The sequence below is a fragment of the Flavonifractor sp. genome (assembly GCF_019422385.1).
Taxonomy (GTDB): domain Bacteria; phylum Bacillota; class Clostridia; order Oscillospirales; family Oscillospiraceae; genus Flavonifractor; species Flavonifractor avistercoris.
In genome coordinates, this window is sequence record NZ_JAHZDL010000055.1 from 1 (window position 1) to 17,058 (window position 17,058).

The 17,058-nt window shown below is 65.1% G+C and carries 17 protein-coding genes and 1 pseudogene; 3 read left to right on the forward strand and 15 right to left on the reverse strand.

The features are described from left to right. The 15 genes and pseudogenes from QZ378_RS08355 to QZ378_RS08425 form a co-directional block, all read right to left on the reverse strand. Positions 1-205: pseudogene (locus tag QZ378_RS08355) on the reverse strand (histidine--tRNA ligase); the annotation flags it as partial. Between the two features lie 1,525 nt (positions 206-1,730). Beyond that, positions 1,731-2,309, reverse strand: coding sequence for a hypothetical protein (locus tag QZ378_RS08360; protein WP_291257936.1), 579 nt, complete (start codon positions 2,307-2,309; stop codon positions 1,731-1,733). Between the two features lie 75 nt (positions 2,310-2,384). Beyond that, complete coding sequence (locus QZ378_RS08365; protein ID WP_291257948.1) at positions 2,385-2,801, reverse strand: methylglyoxal synthase; 417 nt, start codon at positions 2,799-2,801, stop codon at positions 2,385-2,387. Positions 2,802-2,835: 34 nt separating this feature from the next. Beyond that, complete coding sequence (gene minD, locus QZ378_RS08370; protein ID WP_087242272.1) at positions 2,836-3,576, reverse strand: septum site-determining protein MinD; 741 nt, start codon at positions 3,574-3,576, stop codon at positions 2,836-2,838. Positions 3,577-3,658: 82 nt separating this feature from the next. Then, on the reverse strand, positions 3,659-4,369 hold the full coding sequence (gene rsmG, locus QZ378_RS08375) for a 16S rRNA (guanine(527)-N(7))-methyltransferase RsmG (protein ID WP_291257937.1): 711 nt from the start codon (positions 4,367-4,369) through the stop codon (positions 3,659-3,661). A gap of 3 nt (positions 4,370-4,372) precedes the next feature. Then, the gene (locus QZ378_RS08380) at positions 4,373-4,729 is read right to left on the reverse strand and encodes a hypothetical protein (RefSeq protein WP_291257938.1); all 357 of its coding nucleotides are present in this window, start codon (positions 4,727-4,729) and stop codon (positions 4,373-4,375) included. Beyond that, positions 4,722-5,138 carry a large conductance mechanosensitive channel protein MscL gene (gene mscL, locus QZ378_RS08385; RefSeq protein WP_087242267.1) on the reverse strand — a complete coding sequence of 139 codons (417 nt, stop codon included), beginning with the start codon at positions 5,136-5,138 and terminating at the stop codon, positions 4,722-4,724. Before mscL ends, QZ378_RS08380 begins: the two co-directional genes overlap by 8 nt. Positions 5,139-5,162: 24 nt before the next feature. Then, the gene (locus QZ378_RS08390; RefSeq protein ID WP_191529070.1) at positions 5,163-5,399 is read right to left on the reverse strand and encodes a hypothetical protein; all 237 of its coding nucleotides are present in this window, start codon (positions 5,397-5,399) and stop codon (positions 5,163-5,165) included. 92 nt (positions 5,400-5,491) lie between these two features. Beyond that, on the reverse strand, positions 5,492-6,796 hold the full coding sequence (gene serS / locus QZ378_RS08395) for a serine--tRNA ligase (RefSeq protein WP_291257939.1): 1,305 nt from the start codon (positions 6,794-6,796) through the stop codon (positions 5,492-5,494). A gap of 366 nt (positions 6,797-7,162) precedes the next feature. Beyond that, positions 7,163-7,729, reverse strand: coding sequence for a hypothetical protein (locus QZ378_RS08400; RefSeq protein WP_291257940.1), 567 nt, complete (start codon positions 7,727-7,729; stop codon positions 7,163-7,165). Then, the gene (locus QZ378_RS08405; protein ID WP_291257941.1) at positions 7,726-8,616 is read right to left on the reverse strand and encodes a ParB/RepB/Spo0J family partition protein; all 891 of its coding nucleotides are present in this window, start codon (positions 8,614-8,616) and stop codon (positions 7,726-7,728) included. The genes QZ378_RS08400 and QZ378_RS08405 overlap by 4 nt, the downstream gene beginning before the upstream one ends. A 4-nt stretch (positions 8,617-8,620) precedes the next feature. After that, the gene (locus QZ378_RS08410; protein ID WP_087242257.1) at positions 8,621-9,406 is read right to left on the reverse strand and encodes a ParA family protein; all 786 of its coding nucleotides are present in this window, start codon (positions 9,404-9,406) and stop codon (positions 8,621-8,623) included. Positions 9,407-9,612: 206 nt separating this feature from the next. After that, on the reverse strand, positions 9,613-10,410 hold the full coding sequence (locus QZ378_RS08415) for a ParB/RepB/Spo0J family partition protein (protein ID WP_291257942.1): 798 nt from the start codon (positions 10,408-10,410) through the stop codon (positions 9,613-9,615). A 167-nt stretch (positions 10,411-10,577) separates the two neighbouring features. Then, positions 10,578-11,429, reverse strand: a complete 852-nt coding sequence (locus tag QZ378_RS08420) for a YitT family protein (RefSeq protein ID WP_291257943.1) — start codon at positions 11,427-11,429, stop codon at positions 10,578-10,580. 26 nt (positions 11,430-11,455) lie between these two features. After that, the gene (locus QZ378_RS08425; protein ID WP_291257944.1) at positions 11,456-13,126 is read right to left on the reverse strand and encodes an S-layer homology domain-containing protein; all 1,671 of its coding nucleotides are present in this window, start codon (positions 13,124-13,126) and stop codon (positions 11,456-11,458) included. Between the two features lie 244 nt (positions 13,127-13,370). Here QZ378_RS08425 and QZ378_RS08430 point away from each other — a divergent pair, with 244 nt between their 5' ends. From QZ378_RS08430 to QZ378_RS08440, 3 genes are all read left to right on the forward strand, one after another. Continuing rightward, complete coding sequence (locus QZ378_RS08430; protein ID WP_291257945.1) at positions 13,371-13,943, forward strand: xanthine phosphoribosyltransferase; 573 nt, start codon at positions 13,371-13,373, stop codon at positions 13,941-13,943. A 1,132-nt stretch (positions 13,944-15,075) separates the two neighbouring features. Then, on the forward strand, positions 15,076-16,320 hold the full coding sequence (locus tag QZ378_RS08435; protein WP_291257946.1) for a BMP family ABC transporter substrate-binding protein: 1,245 nt from the start codon (positions 15,076-15,078) through the stop codon (positions 16,318-16,320). 152 nt (positions 16,321-16,472) lie between these two features. Continuing rightward, on the forward strand, positions 16,473-17,058 hold a 586-nt coding region (locus QZ378_RS08440), incomplete at its 3' end, for an ATP-binding cassette domain-containing protein (protein ID WP_291257947.1).

A 17,058-nucleotide genomic window follows, 5' to 3' on the forward strand; every position in this document is an offset into this window, starting at 1 on the left:
TGAAGCGGTAGATCTGCTTCTCCGTCTCGCCGCCGCCCTTGGCCAGCAGCACCTCGGCCGCCTCAATGGCCGGGGTGTCCAGGGGGGTGAAGCCGTACAGGGAGTAGCTCTTGCGCAGGATCTCCACCATCCGGTCGAACTGTACCTGCCGCGCGGGCAGTAATTCCATGAAGCCGGACAGGGTTCTGGGTTTGATGTGTGCCATAGGGATGCTCCTTCTTTTCATATTTGATTGCTGCCCGCCCCGCCGCGGAAGCGGCGTCAAGCGTTTTTGCGCAGCAAAAACCTTGAAATAGGCCGAATTCACTTCGGCCTATTTGAGTGAAATCCGGGGTCCCCTGCGGGTCAACGACCCGCAGGGGCTAGCAGCTCCATAAAGCCGGACAGGGTTCTGGGTTTGATGTGTGCCATAATCGTGCTCCTCTTATAGAATTGATGATGAATCATTGAAAACAGATGGTCGACCGGGGGATTGGCCCGACCGGTGCTGGTCTGTCAATTTCCGGGTCTGTAGGGGCGGATATCATCCGCCCGTGATCTGCCGGGATATGACTTAACCGTCCGTAGGGGCGACCTGTGGTCGCCCGCTGGACATTGGGGATCTCCTTCTTCGTGGGGCGCGACGACTCGGCGCGCCGCTCGATTACCGGGGGCTCCCCCCGAGGGACGCGCCTACGCGGCGGGCGCCCCCATTTCTTCCCGAAGAAATGGGGAGAAAGAAGGGCCGGGGGGCTTCGCCCGCCCTGGACCCCCCAGTACCGGGGCTCATGGCGGCGGTGCGCTGTCTTTGGCCCGCAAAGACCGGCCGAGCATCGCCGCAAGTTTTCCTGGTAGTTTTGTCACAGGCGCTGCCGCGCCTCGGGCGGCACGCATCGGGGTTACCCTGCAAGCCCTGGGAGTGGTTTCGCTGTGCCGGCCTGGCCCGCCGGGCCGCCGTCGGTACCATGCCACTGAAATACCTGGGTGGTCACAGTAGCAATCTGTAGGGGTGCGCATTGCGCGCCCGCTCCGAGCGGCGGAGGCGTTACGAAGTAAGCCTTTGCCGCCGGAATGTTACCTGTAGGACAGCTCGGGGGAAGTTCCAAGAAGGGGGAATCGCAATTCCCCCTTCTTGGTCGTTTCAAGGGGAGGGTGCAGGGGAGTTTGGGCGTTAAGAAACGTGCCGGTGGCACGTTTTAGCCCAAAAGAAATCCAGGCGTAGCCACCTTAACCCGTGGAATCGAAATCCCCCTCCCTGCTGGTTTTCCCCCCGCTTTTGACATCAAAAGCGGGGCGCCCGCCGCGTAGGCGCCCGCCGGAGGCCGGGCCTCCACTGGGCGGCCGCCATGTATGGCGGCCCTGCGGACAGAGGACGGGCGGATGATATCCGCCCCTACAGGTCTGGCGGTGGGCGTACCCGCGTCAGGTCAGGCCAGCCGCCGCGCAAGCCCGTCCCCCGGCCAGCTCTCCGGACGCAAAAAGGCGCTCTCGTCCCCAGTCACGGGACGAAAGCGCCCTGCTTTCGTGGTGCCACCCATGTTCAGAGCGGAACTCCGCTCCCTCTGTCCTTCTGTTGCGGGAAGGGAACCGCGCCCGTCTCCGGGCCCGCTGGTAGGGCCGTCTCCCGCGCCCCTGCCGCGGACGCTTTCAGCCGATGGCGTCCTCTCTGTGGCGGTGGATGTCGCGGTACTTGCCCCGTCAGGGCGGTTTTGCCTGACTATAGTATCCCAAACCGGGAAAAAAGTCAATCCTTATTCCTCCCAGGCGGGGGAGAAGTCCACATCGCCGGAGCTGCCACTGTTTTGTTGGAGGGTGACCACCGGATTCGGATCGGTGAGCTCCAGCCCGCCGGCGGTGGTGAGCACGTCTCCTGTCCACAGATAGTCCAGCGCCTCCTGCCGGGTGCCGGCGGGGGAGGTGAAGGCCACCGCTGGGGTGAGCTCCGCCGCCAGGGGGAGGGTGAGTTCTGCGGTATAGACTCCGTCCGCCCCGGCGGCCATGGGGGCGCTCACCCCGCCCGCGGAGAGGGTGAGGGTCTCGTCCGCCCCCACCTCCTTGGGCAGTACAGACGCGGTGAGCACCAGGGCCCCGTCCCGGTAGTCCAGGGTGGTGTCAGAAGCGGAGAACAGGCTTCCCTGGGTCTCCAGCTCCCGGCGGACGTCGTTGTCAATGCCGTTAATCTGATCGGTGAGGCTCTGCTCCATTTGAAGCAGGCGATCCCGGAGGCCGTCCACCTCCTCCCGGAGGGCGGAGACCTGCCGGAGGGTGAGCACCAGCAGAATGAGGGCGGCAGCGGCCCCGGCGGCGGCGAGGATCTGGCTCCGTTTCATGACGGGCTCCTTTCCAGCAAAAAGGCGGACAGCCCTGGCGGCCTGCCCGTCTTGCCTGGTCGGTAGGGGTGGGTGTTACGCGGTAAAGGGCTTGGTCTTGGGATTGATGATATCGCGCCAGTCCAGATCCCCCCGCTCCAGGCCGTGGATGAGCACCTCGGCGGTAGCCAGGTTGGTGGCGTAGGGCACGTTGTACTGGTCGCACAGGTTGGTGATATACTTCAAATCCGCGTCCAGATCGCCGGACTGGGGGTCGTTGAAGAAGAGCACCATGTCGATCTCGTTGTAGGCGATGCGGGCGCCGATCTGCTGGCTGCCGCCGTGCTCATGGGAGAGGAAGAGCTGCACGGGCAGGCCGGTGGCCTCGCTCACCAGGCGGCCGGTGGTGTTGGTGGCGCAGATGGTGTGCTTGGACAGCACGCCACAGTAGGCGATGCAGAACTGTACCATGAGCTCCTTCTTCCGGTCGTGACTCATCAGGGCAATATTCATCATGGGAAACCTTCTTTCCAATTTACAGATTCGCTTAGTGGAGCTTCATGAGGGGGACGCGCTGCCCCAGCAGGCGCCTGGCGATGTTCAGATAGGCGATGGCGGCCCCCCGGCTGGCCCGGAGGATCAGGGGCGTGCCCTGGTTGGCGCACAGCAGGACCTGGGGATCCTCCGGCACGATGCCCAGCAGGGGCAGGCCGGCGGTGTCCATGGCGTCGTCAATGGTGGTGTGGAGCCGGCGCAGCAGCTTGGGCTGCACCCGGTTGACCACAAGATGGATGCGCGGGATGCGCCCCCGGAGGACGGCCACGGTGCGCTGGGCGTCCCGCAGGGCGGAGGCGTCGGTGGTGGACACCACCACGGCCCGGTCAGCCCCGCAGCAGGCCAGGCGGAAGCCCTCCCCCAGTCCGGCGGGGGAGTCCATGAGGATGTAGTCGTACTGCTCCCTGGCCTGGCGGAGGAGCGCCTTCATGGCGGCCTCGTCCAGGGGCGTGCCGGGCAGGTTCACCGGCGCGGTGAGCAGGAACAGGCCCTGGATTTCCGGGTGGGGGACGGCGGCCCGCTCCAGGGTGCAGCGGCCCGACAGCACGTCGGTGAAGTCCATCAGCGCCCGGTCACTGAGCCCCAGGGTGAGATCCAGGTTGCGCAGGCCGATGTCCATGTCGATGCACAGCACCCGGTGCCCCAGGGCGGCCAGGCAGGAGGCCACGCCGCCGGTGAGGGAGGTTTTTCCGGTGCCGCCCTTTCCCGATGTGATTACGATTGCAGTGGACATAGGCTCACTCCCGTCAATACCTTATCATACTTCGGGTTGGGAATCAATGGCTATTTGTGCAAATTGGTAAGAAAATTCCGCGTTAAAGGGGGGCTTTCTGGATTTTTGCCCAGCGCCGGGGGTAGCCCTTGGGGGTGGGGGAGAGCTTCTCCACCCGCACCACCCGGTGGCGCACGCCGCAGCCGGGGATCTCGTAGTCCACCGGGGGCAGCAGGCGGCCCCCCAGCTTGGCGATGGCCCGGCCGGCCTGGTTCAGCTCCTCGCCGCTGTCCACGCTCTTCATGGCAAGGAAGAGGCCGCCCACCTTCACGTAGGGCAGGCACAGCTCGCACAGGAGGGGGAGGGCGGCCACCGCCCGGGAGGTCACCAGGTCAAAGCCGTCGCGGAAGCCCTCCGCCAGGGCCTGTTCCTCCGCCCGGGCGTGGAGACAGGCGATGTTGTCAAGGGAAAGTGCTTCACAGACGCTCTCCAGCCACCGGACGCGCTTGCCCAGGCTGTCCAGCAGGGTGAGGCGTAGGGAGGGCTCCAGGATTTTCAGGGGCAGGCCGGGGAAGCCTGCCCCGGTGCCCACGTCGATGAGGGATTTGTCCCGGAAGTCCACCCCCAGGGTGAGCAGGGCGGCACAGTCCAGGAAGTGGAGATCCACCACCTGGTCGGGTTCGGTGATGGCGGTCAGGTTCATGACCTGGTTCTGCTCCAGCAGCAGGCGGCCGTACTCCGCCAGCTTCGGAGCGGCGTCGGGCGGCGGGGTGAGCCCCAGGGCGGCCAGGCCCCTGGCAATGCGCTCCTCCACGGCTCACACCCCCAGTCCGGCCAGCAGGGGCGGAATCCCCTGCACCAGGCCCACGACAAACACCACCGCGCAGCCGGCGGCCACCAGGCCCATCACCGCCCTCTGGGAGGGCAGGCAGTCCTTCTGCCGCAGCCGCAGCAGGGCAATCACCGCCAGCCCGGCGGCGGCGGGGCAGGCCAGCAGGGGATAGATGCCCCGCAGGTACTGCCCGCCGCTGAAAAAGGGGTAGAGGTTGAGCCCCACAAAGGCCAGCATATACACCAGCCCCACCCACGCCAGGGTGCGCTTCAGCGGGGAGGCGGGGGTGTAGGAGGGCTGCTGCTCCTGGCTCTCGTTGTTTTGGTTGGGTTGATCAGACATGCTTTTGCTCCTTCAACAGATCGCGGATTTCGGTGAGCAGGATCTCCTCCGCCGAGGGGCCGGGGGGCGGGGGAGGGGGCGCCTCCTCCTTCCTGTGGAGGCGGTTGAGCACCTTCACGATGCAGAACACCACGAAGGCCATGATGAAGAAGTTGAGGACGGCGTTGATGAAATTCCCGATCATGAGCGCGCCGCCGCCGGGCAGCTGCACGGCCATGGCGGCCAGGGCCTCATTGCTGCCGGCGAAAATGCCCAGGATGGGGTTGAGGATGTCGTTGACCAGGGAGTTGGTGATGGCGGAGAAGGCGCCGCCGATGATGACGCCCACCGCCAGATCCATCACGCTGCCCCGGGCGATGAACTTGCGGAACTCGGCAAAGAAGCCGGTGGTTTTCTCTTTTGCGGACATAAACTGCTCCTTATGGGATTCTGGTTACGGCTGGGCGGCGGGGGACTCCTTGATGCTGACGCCCCAGTCCGCGCCGGTGAGCGCCTCCGTCTGCTGGGCCGGGCTCTCCAGGCCGTATTTATCGGAGATGGCGTCAATCTGCTCCTGGGTCAGGGTTTCCTCCGCCGGGGGGGTCTCCTCCGGCTGGGCGGCGCAGCCGCCCAGCAGCGCGGCAGGGAGGAGGGCGCAGGCGAGGAGCAGCGCGGAAAGCATAGATTTCATAGATTGAGATGTCCTTTCTGCCCGGACGGCCGGGTATTGTAAAGGCGTGCCGTGCCGCCGCGATCCGCAGAGGGCCGTCCTGTCTGGCGCCCTTACTTTTTGGGCACCAGGACTTCCTTGCCGCCCATGTAGGGTTGGAGGATCTTGGGGATTTTCACGCTGCCGTCGGCCTGGAGGTTGTTCTCCAGCAGGGCGATGAGCATGCGGGGGGGCGCCACGCAGGTGTTGTTGAGGGTGTGGGGCAGGTAGGTCTTGCCGTCGGCGCCCTTGACGCGGATTTTCAGGCGGCGGGCCTGGGCGTCGCCCAGGTTGGAGCAGGAGCACACCTCGAAGTACTTCTGCTGGCGGGGAGACCAGGCCTCGATGTCGCAGGACTTGACCTTGAGATCGGCCAGATCGCCGGAGCAGCACTCCAGCTGCCGCACGGGGATGTCGAAGGCGCGGAAGAGCTCCACGGAGTACTGCCACATCTGCTCGTACCACTTCATGGAGTCCTCGGGCTTGCAGACCACGATCATCTCCTGCTTCTCAAACTGGTGGATGCGGTAGACGCCCCGCTCCTCGATGCCGTGGGCGCCCTTCTCCTTGCGGAAGCAGGGGGAGTAGGAGGTCAGGGTCTGGGGCAGCTTTTCCTCGGGGATGATCTGGTCGATGAAGCGGCCGATCATGGAGTGCTCGGAGGTGCCGATGAGGTAGAGATCCTCCCCCTCGATCTTGTACATCATGCCATCCATGTCGGTCTGGCTCATGACGCCCTCCACCACGTTGCCGTGGATCATGAAGGGGGGGATGACGTAGGTGAAGCCCTTGTCGATCATGAAGTCCCGGCCGCAGGCCAACACCGCCTCGTGGAGGCGGGCGATGTCGCCCAGCAGGTAGTAGAAGCCGGAGCCGGACACCCGGCCGGCGGCGTCCAGATCGATGCCGTCGAAGGACTCCATGATGTCGGTGTGGTAGGGGACGGGGAAGTCGGGCACCACCGGCTCACCGAAGCGCTGCACCTCCACGTTGCAGCTGTCGTCGGGGCCCAGGGGCACCGAGGGGTCGATCATCTGGGGGATCACCAGCATGATCTTGTGGATTTCCTTGGCCAGCTCGTCCTCCCGGCCCTCCAGCCAGGCCAGCCGGTCGGCGTCCGCCTTCACCTCGGCCTTCAGGGCCTCGGCCTCGGCCAGCTTGGAGGGATCCTTCTTGGCCTGGCCCATCAGCATGCCCACCTGCTTGCTCTTGGCGTTGCGGGCGGTGCGCAGCTCCTGGGCCTCCTGGATGGTCTTGCGGTTCTCCGCGTCCAGGGCGATCACCTGGTCTACCAGGGGCAGCTTCTCCTCCTGGAACTTCTTCTTGATGTTCTCCTTGACGGCATCGGGGTTCTCCCGGATGAATTTGATGTCCAGCATGGTTGATTCTCCTCATTGTTGATATGGTGTTTGGAAAGCGAGGTCAGGCGGGCCGCCGAGGGCGGCGGCCCCTACGTGTTTGAGAAATTTCAAAATGGGGCCCCCGCGCGAGCCCAGCGGCCTTGCCGCGGGTCGCGTGGGGAGGAGGAGGGGCAAGGGAGTGGAGTGGATGTCCGGCGCCTGTGCCGGACGGAACGGAACGGACTTTGCCCCGACGATGTTTCACGTGAAACAGCGTCGGTGCAAGCTCCAGATCGCTCGCTTCCGCGCCAGCGCGAAAGCTCGTTCCTTCCGCTGCACCTCCTTTTCCCCACCGAACCCGCGGCAAGCCGCTGGGCTTCGGTGGGGGCCCCGGAGTTGTGGGAGTTAATTCAGCCACTCGGTGAGGGAGTGGTAGGCCTCCAGGGGGTCGTAGTTCTCCCGCTCCTGGTCGGTGAGGGCGGCGGAGATCTCCCCCAGCACGCTCTCCATGCCACCATTCCCGGCCAGAGCGGACTCGGCGGCGGCGGCCACGTCCCGGGCGTCGGCATAGCGCCCCTCGTTGTACAGGGCGCGGATCTGGTTCAGGTAGGTGAGGGCGTCCAGCTGCCTCTGGAGGGCGTCCGTCTCGCCGGTGTCGGTCTGGGCGCTGTTCACCTGCTCCTCCAGGGCGTCCACCTGGGCCTGGAGCTCCGCGTTCTGCTCCTTGAGGCTCTCATTCTCCTGGAGCATGTTCTCCAGGGACTGGACGGTGGAGTCGGAGGTCTGCTGGAGATCGTCCAGGGCGGCCTGGTTGGCCCGCTGCTGCATGAGGAAGGACATGAGCAGCAGCACAAAGGCGGCGGCAAAGAGGATCACCAGATAGAACAGCACGGAATTGCGCTTGTTGGGCCGCTCGTGCTCCGCGGCGTGCTGGAGGCGGCCCCGCTCCTGCTTCTCGGTCTCCTGGCTCACAGGGAGGAACCCCCTTTCCCGGGCAGCTGCTCCAGCAGCTCCAGCAGGGCGTTCAGATCCTCCGGGTTGTAGTACTCCAGCTCGATTTTGCCCTTCTTCCGGCCGTTGACGATGTGGACCTTGCGCCCAAACCGGCTGGCCAGGGACTTCTCCGCCTCCTTAATATAGAGGGAGAGATCCGGTCCGGCGGCAGACTTGGGGGCGGGGGGCTCCTTTTCCCCGGCAGCCAGGCGCTTGGCCAGGGCCTCGGTCTGGCGGACGGACAGCTCCTCCGCCACCACCTTCTGGGCCAGCTTCTTCTGCAGCTCCCCGGAGGGCACCGCCAGGATGGCCCGGGCGTGGCCGGCGGACAGCTTGCCCTCCTCCAATAAGAGATGCACCGGGTCGGGCAGAGCCAGCAGCCGCAGGGCGTTGGCCACCGCCGGGCGGGATTTGCCCACCCGCTGGGCCACCTCCTCCTGGGTGAGGCCGTACTCGTCCAGCAGCACCTTGTAGCCGTTGGCCTCTTCAATGGGGTTCAAGTCCTCCCGCTGGAGGTTCTCGATCAGGCCCAGCTCCATCACTTTCCGGTCGTCGGCCTCGATGATGACGGCGGGCACCTCGGTGAGGCCGGCCAGCTTGGCCGCCCGCCACCGGCGCTCTCCGGCGATGATCTGGTAGTAGCCGGAGGCCAGCCGCCGCACCGTCAGGGGCTGAATCACCCCGTGGATGCGGATGGAGTCGGCCAGATCCTGGAGGGACTCCTCGTCAAACCGCTTGCGGGGCTGCTTCAGCCCCGGCTCCACCTGGGAGATGGGGAGGGAGAGGGAGCCCCCCTCCTGGGACTGGAGGGCGGCGTCCCCCAGCAGTGCGCCCAGGCCGCGGCCCAGGCCCCGTTCCATTGCCATTGCTTCATTCCTTCCTTTCCACGCGGGTCACCGCGAATTGGTTGTGCTCCAGCAGCTCGTGGGCCAGGGCGTCGTAGGCCTCCGCGCCCCGGGAGAGACTGTCGTAGGCGCTCACCGGCTTGCCGTAGCTGGGTGCCTCGGAGAGCCGCACGTTGCGGGGGATCACCGTGGCGTACACCTGGCCGGGGAAGTGGCGCTTGACCTCCTCCGCCACCTGCATGGACAGGTTGGTGCGGCCGTCGTACATGGTGAGCACCACACCCTCCAGGGCGATCCTGGGGTTGAGGGAGCGCTTGACGATGCGGATGGTGGAGAGCAGATCACTGAGGCCCTCCAGGGCGTAGTACTCACACTGCACGGGCACCAGCACTGTGTCCGCGGCGCACAGGGCGTTGAGGGTGAGCAGCTCCAGGGAGGGGGGGCAGTCGATGAACACGTAGTCGTAGTTGTCCGACACCGTGTCCAGGGCGTCTTTCAGCCGGTACTCCCGGTGCTCCAGGGCGATCATCTCCACCGTGGCCCCGGCCAGGGCCTTGTTGGAGGGGATCACATCCCCGTAGGGGGTGGACTGGACGGCCTTGGGGGTCTCCGAGCCGTTGAGCAGCACGTCGTAGATGTTGGGGGAGACGGTCTTGTCCACGCCGAAGCCGGAGGTGGTGTTGGCCTGAGGATCGAAGTCGCACACCAGCACCCGGCAGCCCAGATTTTTCAGGGCGGCGGCCAGATTGACACAGGTGGTAGTCTTTCCCACCCCGCCCTTTTGATTCACAATCGCGATGGTCTTAGCCATAGCACACCTGCCTTTTTTGCTTCACTGCAAAGGGTCAGGTTCTATTATATAGCGGCAGATGGCGCAATTCAACTGATTTTCCGCTGTTTCACGTGAAACAGCGGAAAATTCATAAAATCCTAAAAAATGCGGGCCCATGTTTCACGTGAAACACGGGCCCAACAGGGAGGCGCACCAGACAGGCGGGCGCACGCACAGGTGCGCCCCTACTTGGGGATGGTAATGGTGAGCTGGATGGTGTCGGCAGTTTCCTGGCGCAGGCAGTTTGCCTTTACACCGGCCTGCTTCATCAGGGACAGGCCCCGGCTCACCGTGTTGAGGAAGAGCCGCACATCCTTGAGCACGATGGTGGGCTTCCGCCGGGCCGGCGGCGCGGGGTGGAGGAGGCGCTCCACATACTCCTCCGTCCTGGCCACCGTCAGGCCGCCCTCCACCACCGCCCTGGCGGCGGCGGCCTGCTGCTCCGCCGTCTCCAGCCGCAGCAGGGCCCGGGCGTGGCGCTCGGTGAAGCCCTTCTCCCGCAGCAGGGCCAGCACCTCCGGCGGCAGCTTGAGCAGCCGCAGCTTGTTGGCCACGGCGGACTGGGACTTGCCCAGCTTTTTGGCGGCCTCCTCCTGGGACAGGTGGTAGGTCTGGATCAGCCGGGACAGGGCCAGGGCCTCCTCCACGAAGTCCAGATCCCGCCGCTGGAGGTTCTCCACCAGGGCCAGCAGGGAGGACTCCTGCCCGTCCACGCTGACCAGGATGCAGGGCACCTCCTCCAGCCCCGCCATGCGGGAGGCACGCAGCCGCCGCTCCCCGGAGATGAGCTCATAGCCCCCCGGCACCCGCCTCACCGACAGGGGCTGGAGCACCCCGTGCTCCCCGATGGAGGCGGCCAGCTCCTCCAGCCCCGCCCGGGAAAAGTGGCGCCGGGGCTGGCCCGGATTGGGGGAAATGGCGGCGATCGGCAGAAAGACCACCTTGTTGCTCTCAAACAGACCTTTTCGACGCAGCAGCGGCATCGGAATTCCTCCTTTGTGGCAGAATCTTGATAACCATAGATTACCATATTTTTCCGCAAAGGAGCTCGAAGAGGGTCGGTTGGGAAATATTTTCCAGATTTTGGACACCTGGAACCAAAACACCGCCCCGCCGGATCTCTGCCCGGCGGGGCGGTACAGTCGGTCTGTCAGGCCCGGAGAAAACCCTTGCCGAAGATCTCGCTGGAGTTGGCCACGATGAGGAAGGCGTGGGGATCCACCTGCCGCAGGTGGCGGCGCATGGCCACCGCCTGTCCCCGGGAGAGCACCGTGAGCACCACGTAGTGGGTCTGGTCGGTATAGGCCCCCTTGGCCTGCCACACAGTGGCTCCACGAACCAGGGTGTGGGTCACGTAGTCGCACACGTGGACGGGGTCGGAGGTGATGACGAAGAAGGCTTTGCGGCGGTTGAGGGACTCGATGGCGCTGTCCACCAGCACCGACTTGAGGGCCAGGCCCAGCAGGGAGCACAGGCCGGCACGGATGTCGAACACAAACAGGGCGGCCGCGGCGATCACCACGTCGGACACCAGCAGGGCCCGCCCCACGTCCATGCCGGTGTACTTTTTCAGGATCATGGCCATGATGTCGGTGCCGCCGGAGGAGGCGTCGATATTGAACAGAATGGCGGCCCCCAGAGCGGGGAGGATGACGGCGAAGAAGAGCTCCAGCATCAGCTCGTCGGTGAGGGGGCCGTCCAGCGGGCACACCCACCCGAAGACCTGAATCAGGGCGGCGGAGACGATGGAGGCATACACCGTCCGGAAGCCGAAGCTCTTGTCCAGCATGAGAAAGCCGAGGATCAGAAAAAGCACGTTGATGATGGTGTTGTAGGTGGAGGGGGAGAGGGCGGGAATCAGCTCCCCCAGCAGGATGGCCATGCCGGACACGCCCCCCATGGAGAAGTTGTTGGGGAACTTGAAAAAGTACACCCCCACACTCACCAGCAGGGTGCCCAGGTTCATCAGCAGGAACTCCCGGATTACCTGTTTTCGATTCATCGGATTCCCTCCCTGTGTCTCATCATTCAGCGCTGGGACAGGACGGCGCTCCACACGTCGTAGCCGGCGGTGTCGGGGATGTTGCCGACGCGCCACAGGGACACGCCGGTGATGCCGAACATCCGGGCCAGCTGGATCTTGTCCGTCACGCTCTGCTCGTTCTCGTACCAGATCTTGTAGCGGCTGCCGTCCTCGGTGGTGTAGAGGGCATAAGGGTTGCGGGAGGCGGTGTCGTAGGTCACCACGGTGTCGCTCTGGTTCAGCCGGGCGGCCAGGGTGGACATGGCCGGGTGGTAGATGGTGGTCTCCAGCAGCACGCCGTTCTCGTCCACGCGGAACCCGGCGGTGCCGAAGGAGATGGCCAGGGCCAGCTTGCTCCGGTCGGCCACGCCGGTGTCCGGATCGGTGAGATCCCGCAGGGCCTCGTACACGCTGTTGAAGGGGGTGACGGGGGAGTAGGTGTTGGTGGTGCCCACATAGGACTCGGGCACCGAGGGCCACTGGTAGTCGTGGGCCATGAGGATCACCTTGTCGGCAACCTCCCCGATGCCCCGGTAGTCCCAGCCGTCGTACCAGGTGTCGGGCTGGACGCACACATAGAGGCTCTTGTCCGCGGGCAGGGCGGCGCGCAGCTCGGTGAGGAAGGTGACGAAGCTGGCGCGGGTGTCCGCGCCCTTCAGGGCCTCAAAGTCGATGGTAATCCCCGCGTAGTCCGCCGCGGCGGACACCAGGGCGGACACCGCCTGGGCCCGCCGGGCCGGATCGCCCACCACCCCGTCCACGGTGGAGACCGTGCTGCCGTCGGAGAGGGTGATGGAATCCCCGTCGGAGGCGTATACATTGAGGTTGCAGGGGATGCTCCGGCCCTCCCAATAGCTGGTGGCGGGGGTGGGGTCGGCGGGCATCACCCAGTCGTTGTTGTTGGAGCTGGTGGAGTTGAGCCACGGCCCGCTGGCCGGATCCAGCTCCATCCGGGCCCAGCCCACGCTGACGGCGTCCATGGAGGCAGTCAGGTCGATCTGGGAGTAGGAGGAGAAGGCGTAGAACCCGTGGAGCCAGTCCACGCGGCTGGTGTACCGCTCATACACCCGCACCAGCATGGCGGCGGCCTCCTCCCGGGTGGCGGAGTCGTGGGGGAGGAACTTGAGCTGGCCGCCCGCCCCCTCCACGCCGGTGATCATGCCGATGTCGTAGGCGATGGCGATGTACCCCTGGTTCTCCGTCACGTCGTCAAAGGGGAGGGACAGGTCGGTGAGCTGGCCGGCCAGCTCGTTGTACCCCAGGGCCCGCACCAGCATGACGGCCATCTCCTCCCGGCTGATGTAGTCCTCCGGCCGGAAGGCGCCGCCGGCGTCCATGACGCCGTGGGCCAGGGCGGTCTCCACATAGGAGTAGGCCCAGTGGGAGGCGGAGCAGTCGGAGAAGGAGGGGTTCTCCGGCGTCACCGTGTCCCAGGAGAACATCCGGCACAGCACGGTGACGAACTCCACCCGGGTGAGCTCCCTGCCCACGCCGAAGGTGCCGTCGGGGTAGCCCTCCATCAGTCCGTATTCCTCCACCTTCTGGATCACGTCCGCGGCCCAGCTGCCCTCGGCGTCGGCAAAGGCGGCGTCGGCAGCGGGGGAGAGGGGGGCGGCGGCAAGCAGCAGCACGGCGGCCAGGGCCGCCGCGCAGAGCCGGCGCGTCACGGTAATCATATGCAGGATCTCCTTTGCTCAGTAATATGGAACCACCAGCATTGTACCAAAAACCGACACGGAGTACAACCAAAAAACAGGATGCACAAAAGCGAGGGCCGGAGTTTGGGCATTTCTTCCGTATAATTTTTCTAAAAACACGTGACGGGCCCGGGGATTTTTGATAGAATATAGTCAGTTGCAGGGACTTCCAAAATTCGATACAATAAAACTATCTTTTTCTGTGGAGTAAGGAGAGGACTATATGAAGCTGCTGGAGGAGCGCATCCGCACCCATGGCAAGATCCGGGAGGGCGGCGTGCTGAAGGTGGACAGCTTCCTGAACCATCAGATGGATGTGAAGCTGTTTCAGGAGATGGGGAAAGAGTTCCTGCGCCTGTTCGGAGACTGCGGAGTTACCAAGATTTTGACCATCGAAGCATCGGGGATCGGGATCGCGTGCGTAACTGCGCAGTTTTTTGATTGTCCGGTGATTTTCGCCAAGAAGAACAAGACCAAGAACATCGCCGGGGACGTGTACACCTCCAAGGTGGAGTCCTTTACCCACGGCAAGGTGTACGACATCATCGTGTCCAAGGAGTTCCTGCTCCCCGAGGACCGGGTGCTCCTCATCGACGACTTCCTGGCCAACGGCAGCGCCCTGCAGGGCCTGATCAACCTGGTGCGGGACGCCGGCGCCACCCTGGTGGGGGCCGGCATCGCCGTGGAGAAGGCCTTCCAGCCCGGCGGCGATCTCATCCGCGGCATGGGCGTGCGGGTGGAGTCCCTGGCCCGCATCAAGTCCATGAGTGTGGAGGACGGCGTGGAGTTCTGCTAAGGCGTCCCATTGTGCCCGGCTGATTGGCCAGGGACTCCACGGGGCCCCGCGAAGCGGGGCGGCGCCCGCGCCGTACGAGCGTTTTGGCCCTGGGGCAATTCAGTTGCCCCAGCGCGAAAAGGAAGTTGGGTTCCCAAAGCGGCGGGCCGCTTTGGGACGTCCCTGGCCCGCATCAAGTCCATGAGCGTGGAGGACGGCGTGGAGTTCTGCTGAGTGGCCTGCCCGGCCGGGTGCCGTAACCGTCGTGCCCGTAGGGGCGGATATCATCCGCCCGTTTGTCCCCGAAACCGCTGGCCTCGTGGGGCGCGACGACTCGGTGAACCCAATGGGGCCCCCGCGGCGACCCAACGAAGTGGTCGGCGTGGGGAGAAGGAGGCCCAGCGGAGGGAATGAGCTTTCGCGTTTACGCGGAAGCGAATGATCCGCAGCTTGGGCCGACGATGTAGGGGCGACCTGTGGTCGCCTGTCTGCCGGGGAACCCCCGAGGGCGCGCCGGGTCGTCGCGCCCCACGGACAGTTGCCACGACTTCCTTGATATTTCAGAGGCACAGCACCGACGGCGGCCCGGCGGGCCAAGTTGGTACAGCGCAGCAGTTTTCAAGGCTTGCAGGGTAATCCCGATGCGTGCCGCCCGAGGCGCGGCAGCGCCTGTAGCGTAAGTGCCGATAGAGCGGGCGGCAATGCCGACCCGGTCTTTGCCCTGCCTGTACAGCCCACCGCCGCCATGAGCCCCCGTTTTGGGGGTCCAGGGGGCGAAGCCCCTGACCCTTCTTTCCCCCCATTTCTTCGGGAAGAAATGGGGGCCCCGGCCGGGCAGGCCCGCCCCGCGAGGGGCACCCAGGCGTGGGAACGAGGGAACCCCTCATCCGTCTGGCCTTCGGCCATCCACCTTCCCCCCGCTGGGGGGAAGGCTTCGGGCGGATGATATCCGCCCCTACGGGCCCGGCAATGGTTTCCCGCACGAGATACTGACTGACATAAGCAAGACCGGCTGCCGCAGGCGGAGGGCATCCTCCGTGATGAGCGGATGATTTGGCGTCCACCACGGGCGGGGAGAGTCGTCCCCCGCGCGGGCAGCCGTTTGGAATAGAGGATCCGATACTGTCTGAATGTGATAAGGAGGAACCTGTTTATGAAGAAGAGACTGCTTGCAATGCTCCTGGCGGGCGCCATGGTGTTCGGCCTGGCCGCCTGCGGCGGCGGCAACGAGCCCGCCGAGACCCCTGCCGGGGAGACCCCCGCTGCCGAGACCCCCGCCGGGGAGACCACCCCCGCCGGCGATGAGGCCAAGACCATCAAGGTTGGCATGGTGTGCATCGGCGACGAGAACGACCAGGGCTACACCTACAACTTCATGCGCGGCGTGGAGGAGGCCACCGCTCAGCTGGCCGAGCAGGGCATCAACGTGGAGTGGGTCTACAAGACCCAGATCCTGGAGGACTCCGGCTGCGAGGACGCCAACATCGAGCTGGCCGACGCCGGCTGCCAGATCATCATCAACAACTCCTACGGCTTTGAGTCCTACATGCTCAAGGTGGCCCCCGACTATCCGGAGATTGAGTTCATCTCCTGCACCAACCAGGCCTCCGCTGTGGACGATCTGGCCAACACCCACAACGCCTTCGCCAACATCTACGAGGGCCGCTACCTGGCCGGCGTGGCCGGCGGCATGAAGCTGCAGCAGCTCATCGACGAGGGCACCATCACCGCCGACGAGGCCGTCATCGGCTACGTGGCCGCCTTCCCCTTCGCCGAGGTGGTCTCCGGCTACACCGCCTTCTACCTGGGCGCCAAGAGCGTGTGCCCCAGCGTGACCATGAAGGTCAAGTACGTGAACAGCTGGTCCAACGCCTCTGAGGAGGCTGCCGCCGCCGCCGCCCTGGCCGACGAGGGCTGCGTGCTCATCTCCCAGCACTCCGACAACACCACCCCCGCCACCGCCGCCCAGGATGCCGGCGTGTTCCACTGCGGCTACAACAACGACATGACCGGCGTGGCCCCCGAGTCCAGCATCATCTCCTGCCGCGTGGACTGGGCCCCCTACTTTGTCTACGCCATCTCCGCCGTGGCCAACGGCGAGGAGTTCGCCCAGGACTGGACTGCCGGCTACGCTGACGGCTCCGTCAAGCTCACCACCCTGAACGAGGCCATCGCCGCCCCCGGCACCGCCGAGGCCCTGGAGGCCGCCGAGGCCGAGCTGGCCGACGGCCTGCACGTGTTCGCCGGCCCCCTGTCCGGCCATCCCGCCCAGGATCCCGACGGCGAGGTGTGGAGCATCGGCGAGGGCGAGTACTTTGCCGAGTCCGATCTGAGCCAGGAGGGCGGCCTGTCCGCGCCCCAGTTCTGCTACATCATCGACGGCATCACCGAGGAGTAATCGGAACAGACGCCCATGGGGGCCGGCCTTCTGGCCGGCCCCCGCATGCTTTTGGGATTTTTGGTTTACACACTTCCAAAAATTTGTTATCATGCAGTTGTAAGAGAGACGAGAGAACTTCGGCCCCCCGGGGCCGGGAAAGGAGGCTGGGCTTGGAAGGTACCAGTGCAATCCAGCTCAAGGGGATCACCAAGCGCTTCGGCAGCGTGGTTGCCAATGACCACATCGATCTGGACGTGAAGCGGGGGCAGATCCTCTCCCTGCTGGGGGAGAACGGCAGCGGCAAGACCACCCTGATGAACATGATCTCCGGCATCTACTTCCCCGACGAGGGGCACATCTTCGTGGAGGGGAAGGAGGTCACCATCCGCTCCCCCAAGGACGCCTACGCCCTGGGCATCGGCATGATCCACCAGCACTTCAAGCTGGTGGACGTGTTCACCGCGGCGGAGAACATCGTCCTGGGCCTGGAGGGGAAGGGGAGATTTGACATCCGCTCCGCCGGCCGCCGGGTGAAGGAGATCAGCGAGAAATACGGCTTCGACATCGACCCGGACAAGAAGGTCTACGACATGTCCGTGTCGGAGAAGCAGACGGTGGAGATCATCAAGGTGCTCTACCGGGGGGCGGACATCCTGATCCTGGACGAGCCCACCGCCGTCCTCACCCCCCAGGAGACGGAGAAGCTCTTCGCCGTGCTGCGCAACATGCGCGCCGACGGCAAGGCCATCGTCATCA